The following is a 15,540-nucleotide window of genomic DNA, read 5'->3' on the forward strand; positions in this document are numbered from 1 at the left end:
CTCAGACCGCCCGGGCGACCGCGATGGTCGACGAGCTGCGCTGCCCCGCTTCGTAGAACATGTACTGCACCCCGCCGTCGGTGCCGAACGCCGGCGCGGCCGAACGACCGTTGTCGGGCGCGTTGCCGCGCGGCGTGTGGAAGACGCCGAGATGCACCTCGCGGTCGAAGTCGTTGCCGACCTCGGTGAGGTACATCTTCCCGGACCCGCCGTGGTACACCACGTACGTGGTGCCGTTGCGCTTGAGGATGTGCGCGCCGCTGATGTCGGTCTCGCCGTCGTTCTCGGCGTTCACGAGCGGCGTCTGGGCGTACTGCCAGGTGCGGGCGTCGGCCGACCAGGCCCAGTAGATGTCGCGCCGGCCGCCCTTGACGCCCATGTACACCATCACGAAGCTGCTGCCGCGGCTCGCGATCGTGTGGTCGAAGACCCGCGCGTACGACGTCTCGGTGGTGCCGGGCACGTTGCCGGTCCCGAGCACCTGGCGGTCGTAGGTGAAGGTGATGCCGTCGGCGGAGACGGCCAGCCGGGTCGCGTTGTTGTCGCCGTGGAAGTACATGTAGAAGCGCCGGGATGACGCGTGCCAGAGCACGTGCGGCGACGACACGTGCGTCACGGAGTAGTGCGGCGACCAGACGTTGCTGATGATCGGGTTGGCCGGGTACTCGGTGAACGGGCCGGCGAGCGAGTTGCCGTAGGCGAGGCAGATCCCGCCGGGCGCGTCGTGCGGCGCGTAGTACAGGTAGTACCGGGCCCGGTAGCTGGAGAGCTTGTCGTAGACCCCGCGCACGCACGGGAAGATCAGCTCGTTGGTGGGGTTGTAGCGCAGCGCCGACTTGGTGAACGGCGTGCCGAGGTACGTGTAGGTGGGGAATCCGGCCGGTCCGGCGTTTGCGGGGCCGGTTCCGGCGAGGGGCGCGAGGGCAGCGGCGCCGAGCGCTACGGCGCCACCGCGCAGGACCGTGCGGCGGGGAAAACGTTCCATGGGACGAAGATGCGCTGACGTGCGTCGATGGTCAAGATGCTAATACGAATTACCACTTGACTCCCGCCGTAATCGGCCCGCAGGATGTCGTTCACAGTCAACACTGATACGTATTAGCGGACCGGGGAGGCATACCGTGGCGGGAGCGCGCAGGCGCGTCACCCAGCAGGACATCGCCCGGATGACCGGCGTCAGCCAGGCGACCGTCTCGTTGGTGCTGAACAACCGCGCCGACGCCGACGTGCGTATCGCGCCGCAGACCCGGGAGAAGGTGCTGCGCGCGATCCGGGAGACCGGCTACGTGGCCGACCCGGTCGCCCGTCGCCTGGTCGCCCGGCACAACCGCATCCTCGGCGTGTTCACCTACGAACCGGTGTTCCCCAGCGGCAGCCGCGACTTCTACCACCCGTTCCTGCTCGGCATCGAGGAGCGGGCCGAGCGCCTCGGCTGCGACCTGTTGCTGTTCACCAGCGCACCGGTCGCCGACGGCCGGCGCCGCATCTTCCACGACGACCACCGGTTGCGCCTCGCCGACGGCTGCATCCTGCTCGGGCGCCAGATGGACCGCGACGACCTCGGTCGCCTCGTGGCCGAGGAGTACCCGTTCGTGGCGGTCGGCCGGCGCGACGACGCGGGTGGCCCGGTGCCGTACGTCGGCGCCGACTACCCGGCCGCCACCGCCGCCCTCGTGCGGCGCGCGGTCGAACTCGGCCACGACCGCCTCGCGTACGTCGGCCCGGGCGGGGGCGCCGAGTCACCCGCCGACCGCATGCGCGGCTTCACCGAGGCGGTCGCCGCCGCCGGTGTCCACGGCGTGCACGCGCCGGTCGCCGACGCGTCGGCCCTCGATTCCCTGCTGCGGCAAGGGATCACGGCACTGTTCGTGGAGGAACCGGCCGACGGGGTGGCGCTCATCGCGCTCGCGAACGACCGCGCCGTGCGCGTCCCCGCGGATCTGTCCATCGTGGCCCTGGGCGACCCGACCAGGCCGACCTCGACCGACCTCGACTTCACCGGGTTCTCGATCCCGCGCCGGGAGATGGGCGAGCAGGCGGTCGACGTGCTCACCACGCTGATCGAGCAACCCGCGCAGACCCAACGGTTGCTGCCCTGCGAACCCGTCGCCGGAAGCACCCTTGCTGAGAGGAAGAACTGAATGGCCGACCTGGAAACGGAAGTGCTCGTCGTCGGTGGCGGGCTCGGCGGGGTCGCGGCGGCGTTGGCCGCGCTGCGGGCCGGCCGGCGCGTCGTGCTGACGGAGGAGTACCCGTGGCTGGGCGGGCAGTTGACCAGCCAGGCCGTGCCGCCCGACGAACACACGTGGGTGGAGCGGTTCGGCGTCACGGCGTCCTACCGGGCGCTGCGTGACGGGATCCGGGACTACTACCGGGCCCACTACCCACTCACCGAGCGGTCGCGCGCGGCCCGGGAACTCAACCCCGGCGCCGGTTTCGTGAGCCGGTTGTGTCACGAGCCGCGCGTCGCGGTCGCGGTGATCGAGTCCCTGCTGGCCCCGTACCGGGGTGGCGGCCGGCTCACGGTCGTCCAGCCGGCGACGCCGGTGGCGGTGGAGACCGACGGAGACCGGGTCACCGCGGTGCGACTGTCCACAGGGGACACGGTCCGGGCGCCGTACGTCCTCGACGCCACCGAGACCGGCGAACTGCTTCCGTTGAGCGGCACCGAGTACGTCACCGGTTTCGAGTCGCAGACCGACACGAACGAACCCAGCGCGCCGCCGGAGAAACAGCCGCAGAACATGCAGGCCGTCTCGGTCTGCTTCGCGATCGACCACGTCGACGGCGACCACACCGTCGACCGCCCCGACAACTACACCTTCTGGCGCGACTACGCGCCGCCGTTCTGGGGCGGGAACCTGCTCGGCTGGACGGCGCCGCACCCGCGCACGCTCGCACCCGTCGAGCGGGCGTTCACCCCGAACCCCGACGACGACCCGCTCTCGGTCACCGCCGACCAGCGCGTCGACGGTGGCGACCACAACCTGTGGACGTTCCGCCGCATTGCCGCCCGCCGCCACTTCGTGCCGGGCGCGTACGCCAGCGACATCACCCTCGTCAACTGGCCGATGATCGACTACCTGGAGGGCTCGGTCATCGACGTCCCCGACGCTTCCCGGCATCTCGAGGCGGCGCGGGACCTCTCCCGCTCGGTCCTCTACTGGATGCAGACCGAGGCACCGCGCGCCGACGGCGGAACCGGCTTCCCCGGGCTGCGCCTGCGCGGCGACGTCACGGGCTCGTCGGACGGCCTGGCGCAGGCGCCCTACATCCGGGAGTCCCGGCGGATCCTCGCCGAGTACACGGTCGTCGAGCAGGACCTCGCCGTGGCGGCGCGCGGCGACAAGGGCGCCGTCCGCTACGACGACAGCGTCGGCATCGGCATGTACCGCATCGACCTGCACCCGTCGACCGGCGGCGACAACTACATCGACGTGGCGAGCAGCCCGTTCGAGATCCCGCTCGGCGCGCTGATCCCGCGCCGGGTCGAGAACCTGCTGCCGGCCGGCAAGAACATCGGCACGACCCACATCACCAACGGCTGCTACCGGCTGCACCCGGTCGAATGGAACGTCGGCGAGGCCGCCGGCGCCCTGGCCGCCTTCTGTCTCGACCGCGCGGCCACCCCCCGCGCGGTGCGCAACGACCCCGATCTGCTCGCCGACTTCCAGCAGCGGCTGGCCGGCGACGGCGTCGAACTGCGCTGGCCCGACGTCACCGGCTACTGAACCCCGAGGAGTACCCACCCATGAGAAGGAAAATCGCCGCCGCGTTACTGGCGTCGGCGCTCGTACTCACCGCCTGCGGAGGCGGCGACGACGACAAGGCCGCAGACGGCCCCGTCTCGCTGCGCATGACGATCTGGACCGGAAACGCCGACCACCTCGCGCTGTTCAACTCGATCGCCGACGAGTACCGGAAGACGCACCCGAACGTCACCGAGATCAAGTTCGACACGCTACCGATCGAGACCTACACCACCGGTCTCACCACGCAGATCGCCGGCGGCAACGCGCCGGACCTGGCCTGGATCCTGGAGAACTCCGCGCCCGACTTCGTGTCGTCCGGCGCGCTGGTTCCGCTGAAGGTCGAGGGTTCCGAGGACCTCATCCCCAGCACCACCAAGCTGTGGCAGACCGGCGGCAAGCTCTACGCCTACCCGTTCTCGACGTCGCCGTTCGGCGTGTTCGTCAACAACGACCTCATCAAGCAGGCCGGCCAGCAGACGCCCGCGGAGCTCATCGCGGCGAACCAGTGGACGTGGGAGAAGGCGTACGCCGTCAACGCCGCGGTCAACGCGGGCACCGGCAAGGGCGGCCTCGTCGTCCGCGACTTCGACTACAAGACGTGGGACAACCTCGCCTCGGTGTGGGGCGGCTGGGGCGCGTCACCCTGGAGCGACGACGGCAAGAAGTGCGGCTTCGCCGACCAGCCGATGGTCGACGCGATGACCGCGTTCCACAAGGCCATCTTCACCGACAAGGCGGTGCCGGGGCCGGGCACCGCGCCGGACTTCTTCGCCGGCAACGCCGCCATGACCATCACCCAGATCAGCCGGGCGTCGCTGTTGAAGGACAGCAAGTTCGGGTGGGACCTGGTGCCGCTGCCCGCCGGACCGAAGGGCACGTACGGCGTCATCGGACAGGCCGGCATCGGCGTCATGAAGAAGGGCAGGAATGCCGACGCGGCGGCCGGGTTCCTCGCGTACTTCACCAATCCGGAGAACTCCGCGAAGCTCGCCAAGTACTTCCCGCCGCCGCGCAAGTCGCTGCTCACCGCCGACAATCTCGCGAAGACGAACCCGCTCCTGAAGCCGGAACAATTGCAGAAGGTCGTCATCGACGGGATCAGCGTCGGTAAGGTCAAGCCGTCGCACACCGGTCAGGCCGAGCTGAGCCAGACCGTCCGGGCCGCGCTCGACCCGTTGTGGAAGCCGGACGCCGACGTGAAGTCCGTACTGGGCGGCGTCTGCTCGAAGATCCAACCGATGCTGGGTAAATAAGTGTTGACGAAGCGGCGGCGCGATCACATAGCCGGTTACCTGTTCATCGCGCCGCAGCTCGTCGGCAGCCTCGCATTCGTGATCGGACCGCTGGTGATGGTGGTCTGGTACAGCCTGCACGAGTGGAACGTGCTCGCCGACACGTTCGAGTTCACCGGCGCGGAGAACTACCGGGCGCTGGCCGACGACCCCGAGATCGGCGGCGTGCTGCGGGCCACGACGCTGTTCTCGGTCGGGCTGGTGGTGTTCAACCTCAGCCTGGCCCTGCTGCTCGCGATGCTGCTCAACCAGAAACTGCGCGGCACGGTGGTGTTCCGCACGCTGTTCTTCTCGCCGGTGGTCGTCTCGCTGGTCGCGTGGACGATCGTGTGGGGCTTCCTGCTCCAGGCCGACGGCGGAATCAACGGCCTGCTCGACACGATCGGCGTCACCGGGCCGAACTGGCTGCGCGGCGAGACCACCGCGATGGTGTCGGTGATCGTGGTGCAGGTGTTCAAGAACGTCGGGCTGAACATGGTGCTGTTCCTGGCCGCGCTGCAGGGCGTCCCCGCGCAGTTGTACGAAGCGGCGACGCTCGACGGCGCCGGTTGGTGGACGCGGTTCGGCCGCATCACGATGCCACTGATCAGCCCCACCGTTCTGCTCACGTCGATCATCACGGTGGTGGGTTCGTTGCAGGTGTTCGCGCAGATCGCCGTGCTGACGCAGGGCGGGCCGGGCACCTCGACCACCGTGCTCGTCTACTACCTGTACCAGCAGGCGTTCCAGTTCCACCACTTCGGCTACGGGGCCACGCTGTCGGTGCTGCTGTTCGTGATCGTGCTGGGCCTGACGCTGCTGCAGTGGCGCATGCGCCGGAGGTGGGTGCTCGATGAAACGTGAGATCTCCGTCCGCGGAAAGACGGCGCTCTATGGCGTGCTGTCGGTGCTGTGCATCCCGTTCGTGTTCCCGACGTGGTGGATGGTGACGAGTTCGTTCAAGCCGGTGAACGACATCTTCGCGTTCCCGCCGTCGTTGCTGCCCACCTCGCCGCGCCTCGACGCCTACCGCACGGTGTTCGAGCTGCAGCCGTTCGCGCAGCAGTACTGGAACAGCCTCTACATCGCCGTCGTGGTGACGATCGGCACGCTGGCAGTGTCCACAATGGCCGGTTACGCGTTCGCCCGCATCCGGTTCCGGGGCGCCAACGTGCTGTTCGTCGTGATCCTCACCGGGCTGCTCATCCCGAGCGAGGTGACGATCGTCCCGCTGTTCCAGCTGTTCCTGAAGCTGGGGCTCACCGACACCCACTGGCCGCTGATCATCGTGCCGATCCTCGGCGCGCCCGGCGTGCTGGCGACGTTCATCATGCGGCAGTTCTTCATCACACTGCCGCGCGATCTGGAGGAGGCCGCCCGCGTCGACGGGCTCGGCCACCCGGGCACGTTCTGGCGCATCGCCCTGCCGCTGGCCCGGCCGGCCCTGGGCGCGGTGGCCATCTTCACGTTCCTGCACAGCTGGAACCTGTACCTCGAACCGGTGGTGTTCCTGTCGACGCCGGAGAAGTTCACGTTGCCGCAGGCGCTCACCCAGTACGTCGACGCGTACGGCGGTCCTATGTGGAACGTCCAGTTGGCGGCGGCGTCGCTGACCACGCTGCCGGTGCTCGCGGTGTTCGTGTTCGCGCAGCGCCAGTTCGTGGAGGGGCTGGCGACCACGGGTCTCAAGGGGTGACGCGGTCTCACGGAGTGGCCGGGCGGCGGTGGCCGGTGTCCCAGGCCCAGGCCGCGATCGCCACCCGGTTCGCCACCCCCAGCTTCTGCTGGATGCTCGCCAGATGCGTCTTGACCGTGCCGGCCGTGATGTAGAGCTGGGCGCCGATCTCCGCGTTCGTGCGGCCGTCGGCGACCAGCGCCACCACGTCGAGTTCGCGGTCGGTCAGCCGGTGCGGCTTCGGTTCGGCCGGTCGCACGGAAAGCCGGCCCTGTAAGGCCGGCGCATCGGCACGGAGCTCGCGCAGCAGCCGCACAGTCACCTCGGGGCTGATGAGCGCGTCGCCGGCCACCGCCGCGCGCACCGCCGACACCAGCAGCGCGGCACCGGAATGCTTCAGCAGGAAGCCGCACGCGCCGTGCCGCAGCGCGGTGTGCACGTACGCGTCGAGGTCGTAGGTCGTCACCACGACCACCCGCACCGGCGGGGAGGCGTCGGTGAGTTTCCTCGTCAGCTCCAGGCCGTCCATGCGCGGCATCCGCACGTCGACGAGCGCCACGTCGGGTCGCAGCCGCGTCGCGAGCTCCAGCGCCTCCACGCCGTCGGCGGCCTGCCCGACGACCTCGATGTCCGGCGCCGCACCGAGAATCGTGCGGAACGCCAGCCGCACCGACTCCTGATCGTCGGCCAGCAGCACCCGGATCATTCGACACTTCCGTTCGGTAGTTCGGCTGTCACGCGCCAGCGTTCACCGGTCGGTCCGGCGCTGAACGCGCCGCCGAACGTCTCGATGCGCTCGCTCAACCCGATGAGGCCCAGACCACTCGTGGTTGCGGCGTTGGTGCGCCGCCGGGTGGTGGCGTTTTCCACGGTGACGGTGACCGCGTGCGCGTTCTTCGTCAGGTCCACGGTGACGTCCGCACCGGACCCGGCGTGCTTGCGCACGTTCGTCAACGCCTCCAGCACCACCCGGTAGAGGGCGTTGCCCGCCTCGCCCCGCAACGCCGTGTCGAGTCCCGGTTCCATGGTCAGCCGCACCCTCTTGTCGCCGCAGGCGTCCGCGAAGCGACGCACGAGTTCGGGTACGTCGACGAGGCCGGGCAACGGTTCCAGCCCGGGCGCGCCGCCGTTCTCCGACTCCCGCAGCACCCGGATGGACCGCTGCATCGACTCCAGCGCCCGCGTCCCGTCGTCCTCGATGCGCGCCAGCACCGCGGCCACGTCGGCGGATTTTTCCCCCAGCAGCACCCGGGCCGCCTGCGCCTGCACCACCATCGCGCTCACGTCGTGCGCCACGTAGTCGTGCAGGTCCGCCGCCAACTGGACGCGTTGCGCGCGCCGGGCCGTGCGCACCGCGTCCGCGCGTCTTTTGTCGAGCCCGCGCAGGTACCACCCGGACGCCGCCCCGACCAGCCCGGGCAGCGACCAGAACGCGAGCTCTGCCAACGCGTCCCACCCCCAGCGGGGCGGATCGTTCGTGATCGGCACGATCAGCCCGGCGCCGGCGACGACCGCGAGCGGCGCGACGGCCATCGCCCAGCCGCGCGGCGACCAGCGGCACACGAGCCCGGTCAGCACCATGAGTTCGGCGGTGAGCACGAGCTCCGAGACACTCCTGCCGGCGGGGTCCGGGTCCGCGATCCAGGCGGCCGTGGCCGCGAGCGCGGCGACGGACACGACCAGCGTGACCGGCGCGAGCAGCGCGCTCCGTCGACGCCGCGCGAGGACCGCGAGCGCGACGGCGCCGAGCAGCGCGGGGACGGCGAACATCGGTCCACGATATGGCGTGTCGTCACCGGGCCGCCTCTGCCGATCGGCAGATACCCGCGGCGACGGCCGGCCGCCAGGGTCGAGACATGCGATCGATTCCTTACCTCGCGGCGACGTGGTGCCTCGGCTACGCCGCGCTCGCCCTCAGCTGGGTGCTCGGCGCCCCCGTGTTCCCGTTCGGCGCCGACGACCCGCGCGGGGCCGACATGGGCAGCTGGTGGTCGGGCGCCACCCCCGGCTGGACCGGTGCGCTGTTCGCCGTCGCGTGCGCGGCCGGCGCGGTGGCGGCGCTCGCGGCGGCCCGGGGCCAGCGGGTGGCCGCGGTCGTGCTGATCCCGCTGGCGGTCGTGCTGGCGCTCGTCGTGCCCGACGTGCGGGTGCTGCAGAACCTCGCCTACTCGTTCGGCGGCTACTTCGGGCTGGTGGACTGGCCGGTGCTCAACCAGGTGCTCTGCCTCGCCGGTGGCGCGCTGCTCGCGTTGACGGCGGTGCTCCTGCTCCGGCGCCCGCCGTGCCCGGAGTGCCTCCGGCCCGCGGCGGAACCCGGCCGGCGGGAGCGCTGGCTACGGATCGGACGGTGGGCGGTGGTCGCCGCGATCGTCGCGCAGTTGCCGTACGGCGTGCAGCGGGCGGCGTGGAACTTCGGGATCCCGCTGGGCGTGTCCCAGCAGTTCGTCGACGAGCTCGCCGCCGACATCGACCGGAAGGGCATGCCCCAGGCGGCGATGTGGATCCTCGTCGGGCCCGACGTCCTCGGCGCCCTGCTGACGCTCGGCCTGGTGATGGCGTGGGGCGAGCGGCTCCCCGCGTGGGTGCCGTTCCTCGGCGGCCGGCGCGTGCCGATCAGCCTCGCCGTGGTGCCGGCGACCGTCGTCTCCATCGCCGTCACCGTCGCCGGCCTCGCCATCTACCGCTTCGCGCTGGACAAGGGCGGCGTGTCCGGCGCGGGCGTGCCCGGCCTGCTGTGGGTGCCCTGGGGCGTGGCGCTGGCCACGGCGACCGTCGCCTACGTCATGCGGCGCCGCCGCACCTGCGACGGCGCGTGCGAGGGTCGCGGCGCACGCCCGGGCGAAGGCCGCGGCGCGCGCCCGTGCGCCGCACCCGCGGTCACGGTGTGAAGACGTCGAGGACCCGCCCGTTGGTGACGTACAGGTGCCCGCCGGTGACGACCGCGTGCCCGTGTACGTCGCCGACGAGCGGCAGGTCGTCGAGGTCGTCGCCGGTGCGCGCGTCGCGGATCGCCAGCCAGCCGTCCTCGATCGGCGCGTACACCACGCCACCGGCGACGGTCGGCTGGCCGAGCGGGTTGCTGAGGAACTCCTGGTCCCAGATCTTCTTGCCGGTCTTCGCGTCGAGCGCGATCAGGTGCGTGTCGTGGGTGGCGTAGATCCGGGTGTCGTCGACGGCGATCGTGGCGGTGCCGTCCTCGCGGGCGATGCCACCGGCCGACCAGACGGTGTTGCCGTTCCTGGCGTCGAGGGCGTGCAGCTTGCCGGTGGCGTCGCCGACGATGAACCGCTCGCCCGCGGGGTCGGCGGCGGCGACCGTCCACCGTGCCTTCGTCGACCACAACTCCTTGCCGGTGACGATGTCGACGGCCATCGATCCCTTCTTCTCGCCCGTGCGCGCGAGCAGGAGCCGCCCGTCGGCCGACACGTCGGCGGCGAGTTCCAGCTCGGCCGCCGACCACAGCAGCGTCCCGTCGGAGCGGCGGTACACGCTGACCCGGTCCTCCCCCGCGTCACCCCCACCGACCGCGACGACGTTGCGGTCGACCACCATGTGCGCCATCGGCGCGTCCCGCTTCACCGACCACCGCTTCGCTCCGGTGGCGACGTCGTAAGCGGCCAGGTCGACGTCCGGGTCGCTCACCGAGCCGCACGTGTTGCTCGCCGACAGCAGCAGGTTGCCCGACACCGCGAACTTCGGCGTCTCCGAGTCGTAGATGCCGACGTTTCGCCGCCACAGCCGCTGCCCGGTCACCGCGTCGTACGCGGCGAAGCCGTTGGCGTCCGGAAGGAACAACCGGCGCCCGGCCACCACCGGCGCGCTCTGCGCCAGACAGCCCGACCGCGTGACGGCGGACAGCACCGACCACCGGTACCGCAGCTTGCCCGCGTTCCGCGTGGTGATGGTGTGCTCGTTCGGGTTGACGCCCGTGTTGCCCGGGCCGTACCCGTCCTGCGCCCAGCCCCCGTCCGGCAGTGCCCAGTCCCCCGGCGCGGCAGAAGCCCCGCCCGGCACCAGGCCAACGGCGATTACCCCGGCAAGCACTACCCGAACCACACTCGACATGCCCGAATAGTAGAAATTGTCCCGCCCCCCGGTACCCCAAACCCCCAAACCGCCGGCACCGCGCCCGCCCCCACGAGTCGATCTTGCAGTTGTGTACGCCCTTTCGCCGGAATTCGCCCGTTTCTCGGCGTACACAACTGCAAGATCGGCGAGAGCGGGTACGCCGCAACCCGGGCGGGCGGGCGCGGGCGGGACTCGGGCGCGCCCCATGCCAGCCCTCGAAACGGGCGCGCCCGAGCGTCGCAGTGGGCGGGACTGTCCTGCCAGCGGAAGCGGCGCCGACAGCCCGGCCCCGCCCCCAACCCCCAAGGGGATACCGGTGCGGCCACGCTAGCACATAAACGTTCATGTACGTACAGAAACGTAGTGGACGGTTTGCCGACGTAGCTGCTCAATTAGCTTCGTTTTATGATCGACACGATCGAGCCGGACGGGCCGGTCCCCAAGTACGTGCAGCTCGCCGACATTCTCGAACGTCGCATCGCCGCCGGCGAACTGCAACCCAACAAGCCCCTCCCCTCGGAGAAGTACCTGATGGCCGAGTACGACGTCGCCCGCGGCACCGCCCGGCGCGCCGTCGAGGTCCTCCGCGATCGTGGCCTCGTCTTCACCGTTCCGCAGCGCGGCAGTTTCGTGAAACCGAAGGCGACCTGAGCGCCCGTCACCCGTCGAACACGTCCCCGGTCGGCTGATCGGGCGACCCCGGCGGCGGGCACGGCAACGTCATCGCCACGACGGTCGGGCCACCCGCCGGGCTGCTGACGTCGAGCGTCCCGTCGAACGTGCCCAGCCGCCGCCGGATGCCGGCCAGGCCGGTGCCGTTGGCCGGATCCGCGCCGCCGCGACCGTCGTCGGCCACCCGCATCCACAGCGCGCGGCCCGAGTAACCGATCGACACCGAGATCTCCCCCGCACCGCTGTGCCGCGCGGCGTTGGCGAGCGCCTCGATCACCGCGAAGTACGCCGCCGACTCGACCGGCGCCGGCAGCCGGCCGCCGGTGTCGACCTCCGGATCGACCGTGACCCGCACCGGCAGCGGCGTGTCGAGCGCGATGGCGCGCACGGCGTCGGCGAGGCCGCGCTCGGACAGCACCGGCGGGTGGATGCCGCGCACCAGGTCGCGCAGGTCGGCCAGCGCGGTGGCCGACGTGGCGCGCGCCTGCCGTAGCAGCTCGCGGGCGGCGTCGGGGTCCTTGTCGATCAACTGCTCGATCGCGCCGAGGCTCAACCCGACGGCGATCATCCGGCTCTGCGCGCCGTCGTGCAGGTCGCGCTCGATGCGGCGCAGCTCGGCCGCCTGCGCGTCGACCGCGTCGGACCGCGTCTCGGTGAGGTGGGCGACCCGCTGCGCGAGCCGGGCCGCCTCGGTGGGCCCGAGCAGCAGCCGGCTGAACCGCGCGTGCATCCGCACCAGTGGCGGCCCCAGCAGCAGGCCGACCGCGCCGATCGCCAGCCCGACGAGCGGGCTCGTCCACGCCGGCAGCATGTCGAACACGTCGGAGAAGTAGACGAGGACGTACCACATGTACCAGGGCGTGACGAACGGTCCGCCGAACAGCAGGATGGGAACGCCCCACAGCGGCCACACCACCGGCTGCCAGGCCAGCCCGTAGATTCCGAACATCACCAGCAGCACCGGCACGAGCAGGGGCAGCGACACGAACGGGGCGGTGACCGCCCAGGCGATGTCGCGCCAGGTGGCCCGGTCGCGCATCACCCAGTCCCAGCGCAGGTGCCGCAGCGCGGAGGCCCGGTTGTCGACCAGCCAGCGACCGACCTTGTACCGCCCGTCGGCCTCCACCTCCAGCCGGAGCTGTTGCGGCCGGTAGGGGACGTCGATGGGCACACCGGCCCACTCCCCCGCGAGGCGCCGGTACACGTTGGTGAGGTGCCGCCCGACCGGCACCGACCAGGCCAGCCCGAACGTGCCGGTGCACCAGGCGATCAGCAGGTGCCACAGGGCGATGCCCAGCGCGCCGAACGAGATGCCGACGATCCCGCCGCCCTGCCACACGGCGGCGTGCGTGCGCCGGAACCACTTCACGAACGCGAACTCGCGCCATGCCGCCTTGTCGGCCGGGCGCAGCAACAGCCAGGTGAACCAGCCGTGCAGGCGCAGGACCGCCGGCCCGATCGCCACCCCGAGGGCGGCCGCCGCCACTCCCACGACGACCGCGGCCCAGGCCGGCAGCCCGGAGCCGACGACACCGGTCGCGACCGCCAGGCCACCCACCACCAGCCCGGCCGGCAGAGCGGCCAGCGCGCCGCCGGCCGGCAGGTTCACGATCAGCCAGAACCAGTCGCGGGAGGTGGCCGGGTCGGTGGCCAGCCAACCGGCCCGCCGCAGGAAGTTGGGCATCCCGGCGTGCTTGTACAGCGAACCGTCGTGCTCGTACAGTCCGTCGGCCCGCGGCGTCGGACGCGGCGGTGGCGGCCGGTAGGGCACCGCCACGGGCACGCCGCTCCACCGGCCGGCGAGCGTGCGGGCCAGGTTGACCACGTGCCGGGTGACCTCGACGGTGACGTTGTACGGCCCGACGAGGCACGCCGCCGCCAGTTGAACGGCACCGAGCACGAACCCGACCGCGGCCAGCGCCACCAGAGCGAGGCCACGGAAGGGCGCGAGAACGAACATGTTCACAGTCTCGGGCCTGCGTGGTCCGGCCGGTATGGGGCCAGCCCGCCGCCGGGGGTGGGGGAAACTACACCCACCCGCCGCTGGACATCACCCGCCGCACGTGGAGATCGTCGTCGAGCAGCACGAGGTCGGCGGCGAGCCCCACGGCGATCGACCCGCACCGGTCGGCGATGCCCAGCACCAGGGCCGGTTCCCCGGACGCCGCCAGCGATGCCCGCTCGATCGGCATCCCGACCTCGCGCACCGCGTTGCGGAACGCGGCACCCATGGTGAGCGTGCTGCCGGCCAACGATCCGGACCTGGCCAGCCGCGCCTCGCGCCCGCTGACGATCACGTCCTGGCCGCCGAGAACGTACTGACCGTCGCCCTTGCCGGCCGCGTCGATGGCGTCGGTGACGAGCGCCAGCCGCCCGTGCGTGACCAGCCGTACCGTGGCGGGGTGCAGGTGCACGCCGTCGTTGATGACCTCCAGCGTCACCCCGGCGTCGAGCGCGGCCGCGACCGGGCCGGGCTCGCGGTGGTGCAGCGGACGCATGCCGTTGAACGCGTGGGTGAGCAACGTGGCGCCGCGACCGAACCCGGCGGTGGCGTCGGCGTACGTGCCGTCGGTGTGCCCGACCGCCGCCACCACCCCCTCGTCGACCAACCGCTCGACGAGGTCGAGCCCGCCGGGCAGTTCGGGCGCCACGGTGACCGACCGGACGTGGCCCTGGCCCGCCTTCAGCAGTTCGGCGAGCGCTTCCGGGTCGGGCGTGAGCAGGTGGTCGGGGTGCTGCGCACCGCACCGGGCGTGGGACAGGAACGGCCCCTCGAGGTGCGCGCCGAGGACGTTGCCGCCCTGCTCGGCGAGCGCCGCGATCCACCGCAACTGCTCGCACATCCGCTCGATCGGCGCGGTGACCAGCGACACCAGGGTGCGCGTGGTGCCCTGCGAGCGGTGGAACGCCACCGCGGCGGCGAGGTCGTCGGGGCCGGCGGTGAAGTCGTACCCGCCACCGCCGTGGACGTGCAGGTCGATGAACCCCGGCACCAGGAACCCGCCGCCGAGGTCCTCGGCGGGTCCGTCGACCGGGCCCGATCCGACCGCGTCGATCACGCCACCGGAGACGGACACCCACCCGTCGGCCAGCACCCCGCCGGGCGTCACCACCGACACTCCACTGTAGACAGTCATCACGAAACCCCCGTGGTCGCTGGAACCGAACCGGCCGTCCAGGCGAGCAGCGCCGCGCCGCGCCACCCGGCGTCGGTGCCGAGCACCGACAGCTCGATCGGCGGCGGCGGACGCCAGGCCAGCCGGGCGGTGAGCCGCGCCGAGAGCGGACGTAGCAGCGTGTCGCCCGCCCGCGCCAGGCCGCCGCCCAGCACGATGACGCCGGGATCGATCAGCAGCGTGGTGGTGGCGAGCGCCAGCGCCAGTGCCTCGATCGCCTCCGCCCAGACGGCGTCGGCCACCGGGTCGTCGCCGAGCCGGGCCACGACGTCGTCGGATCCGCTCACGACGGTGCCGGTCCGCGCGGTGTACCGCCGGCCGATGGACGCCGCCGAGGCGTAGGTCTCCAGGCACCCGATCTGGCCGCACGCGCAGCGGTCGCCGTCGGGATACACCGGGATGTGCCCGAGTTCGCCGGCCCCGCCCGCGCTTCCGGCCGCCACCACCCCGGCCCGCACGTGCCCGGCGCCGATGCCGGTGCCCAGCGCCACGAAGAAGCAGTCGGAGCTGCGGTTCGCGCCGAACTGCGCCTCGGCCAGGGCGGCGCCGGCCGCGTCGTGCTCGACGGCCGCGGGCACGTTCAGCACCGTGGTCAGTTCCCGGGCCAGGGGGACGTCGTTCCAGCCGCCGAGGTTCGCCGCGAACTTCACCACGCCGTTGTGCACCTGCCCCGGCGTGACGGCGGCGGCCGCGACCACCCGGGCCGGCGCGGCCGCCGCGAGGTCGACCGCGAGCCGGAGCACCGCCGCGAGCACCGCCGCGCCGCCCTGCGCCGCCGGCGTCGGCGCGTCGAGACGGGCCAGGGCCGAGCCCCGCGCGTCGACCAGCGCACCCTTCATCGACGTGCCGCCCAGATCAATGGCAACAACGGCTCTGCTCAATGCGCCCGCCTCCGCGGGCGCGGGCCCCGGGGTCGCTGAGGCGCC

At 71.8% G+C, this 15,540-nt stretch carries 14 protein-coding genes; 7 read left to right on the forward strand and 7 right to left on the reverse strand.

Features of this window, described 5'->3' with window-relative positions; genetic code table 11:
- Position 1: 1 nt before the first annotated feature.
- On the reverse strand, positions 2–985 hold the full coding sequence (locus Vau01_RS39840) for a glycoside hydrolase family protein (protein WP_204004818.1): 984 nt from the start codon (positions 983–985) through the stop codon (positions 2–4).
- Between the two features lie 136 nt (positions 986–1,121).
- Here Vau01_RS39840 and Vau01_RS39845 point away from each other — a divergent pair, with 136 nt between their 5' ends.
- The 5 genes from Vau01_RS39845 to Vau01_RS39865 are packed head-to-tail and all read left to right on the forward strand — an operon-like array spanning position 1,122 to position 6,719.
- Entirely contained in the window at positions 1,122–2,141 is a 1,020-nt protein-coding gene (locus Vau01_RS39845) for a LacI family DNA-binding transcriptional regulator (RefSeq protein WP_239152227.1), read from the forward strand.
- A complete protein-coding gene (locus tag Vau01_RS39850) occupies positions 2,142–3,731 on the forward strand; it encodes an FAD-dependent oxidoreductase (RefSeq protein WP_204004821.1) in 1,590 nt (529 codons plus the stop codon).
- Positions 3,732–3,751: 20 nt separating this feature from the next.
- Positions 3,752–5,005 (forward strand): ABC transporter substrate-binding protein, encoded by a 1,254-nt coding sequence (locus Vau01_RS39855; RefSeq protein WP_204004824.1) that lies wholly within the window; start codon positions 3,752–3,754, stop codon positions 5,003–5,005.
- Positions 5,006–5,887 (forward strand): carbohydrate ABC transporter permease, encoded by an 882-nt coding sequence (locus Vau01_RS39860; protein ID WP_204004827.1) that lies wholly within the window; start codon positions 5,006–5,008, stop codon positions 5,885–5,887. It abuts the gene before it with no gap.
- Entirely contained in the window at positions 5,877–6,719 is an 843-nt protein-coding gene (locus tag Vau01_RS39865; RefSeq protein WP_204004830.1) for a carbohydrate ABC transporter permease, read from the forward strand. The genes Vau01_RS39860 and Vau01_RS39865 overlap by 11 nt, the downstream gene beginning before the upstream one ends.
- Positions 6,720–6,726: 7 nt before the next feature.
- Here Vau01_RS39865 and Vau01_RS39870 read toward each other — a convergent pair whose 3' ends face one another.
- Both Vau01_RS39870 and Vau01_RS39875 read right to left on the reverse strand, forming a co-directional pair.
- Positions 6,727–7,404 carry a response regulator gene (locus Vau01_RS39870; RefSeq protein ID WP_204004832.1) on the reverse strand — a complete coding sequence of 226 codons (678 nt, stop codon included), beginning with the start codon at positions 7,402–7,404 and terminating at the stop codon, positions 6,727–6,729.
- Positions 7,401–8,468, reverse strand: a complete 1,068-nt coding sequence (locus Vau01_RS39875) for a sensor histidine kinase (RefSeq protein WP_204004835.1) — start codon at positions 8,466–8,468, stop codon at positions 7,401–7,403. The genes Vau01_RS39870 and Vau01_RS39875 overlap by 4 nt, the downstream gene beginning before the upstream one ends.
- A gap of 86 nt (positions 8,469–8,554) precedes the next feature.
- Here Vau01_RS39875 and Vau01_RS39880 point away from each other — a divergent pair, with 86 nt between their 5' ends.
- Positions 8,555–9,586: a hypothetical protein gene (locus Vau01_RS39880; RefSeq protein ID WP_204004837.1), complete on the forward strand. Its 1,032-nt coding sequence runs from the start codon at positions 8,555–8,557 to the stop codon at positions 9,584–9,586.
- Here Vau01_RS39880 and Vau01_RS39885 read toward each other — a convergent pair.
- Complete coding sequence (locus Vau01_RS39885) at positions 9,576–10,763, reverse strand: outer membrane protein assembly factor BamB family protein (RefSeq protein ID WP_204004839.1); 1,188 nt, start codon at positions 10,761–10,763, stop codon at positions 9,576–9,578. The genes Vau01_RS39880 and Vau01_RS39885 overlap by 11 nt on opposite strands.
- A 408-nt stretch (positions 10,764–11,171) precedes the next feature.
- Between Vau01_RS39885 and Vau01_RS39890 the strand changes: the two genes are divergently transcribed.
- A complete protein-coding gene (locus Vau01_RS39890) occupies positions 11,172–11,417 on the forward strand; it encodes a GntR family transcriptional regulator (protein WP_204004841.1) in 246 nt (81 codons plus the stop codon).
- A gap of 7 nt (positions 11,418–11,424) precedes the next feature.
- Here the strand turns inward: Vau01_RS39890 and Vau01_RS39895 are convergent, their stop codons facing one another.
- From Vau01_RS39895 to Vau01_RS39905, 3 genes are all read right to left on the reverse strand, one after another.
- The gene (locus tag Vau01_RS39895; protein ID WP_204004843.1) at positions 11,425–13,398 is read right to left on the reverse strand and encodes a sensor histidine kinase; all 1,974 of its coding nucleotides are present in this window, start codon (positions 13,396–13,398) and stop codon (positions 11,425–11,427) included.
- Between the two features lie 67 nt (positions 13,399–13,465).
- Positions 13,466–14,575, reverse strand: a complete 1,110-nt coding sequence (gene nagA / locus Vau01_RS39900; protein WP_204004845.1) for an N-acetylglucosamine-6-phosphate deacetylase — start codon at positions 14,573–14,575, stop codon at positions 13,466–13,468.
- Entirely contained in the window at positions 14,575–15,495 is a 921-nt protein-coding gene (locus Vau01_RS39905; RefSeq protein ID WP_204004847.1) for an ROK family protein, read from the reverse strand. The genes nagA and Vau01_RS39905 overlap by 1 nt, the downstream gene beginning before the upstream one ends.
- Positions 15,496–15,540 lie beyond the last annotated feature (45 nt).

The organism is Virgisporangium aurantiacum, assembly GCF_016863635.1.
GTDB lineage: Bacteria > Actinomycetota > Actinomycetes > Mycobacteriales > Micromonosporaceae > Virgisporangium > Virgisporangium aurantiacum.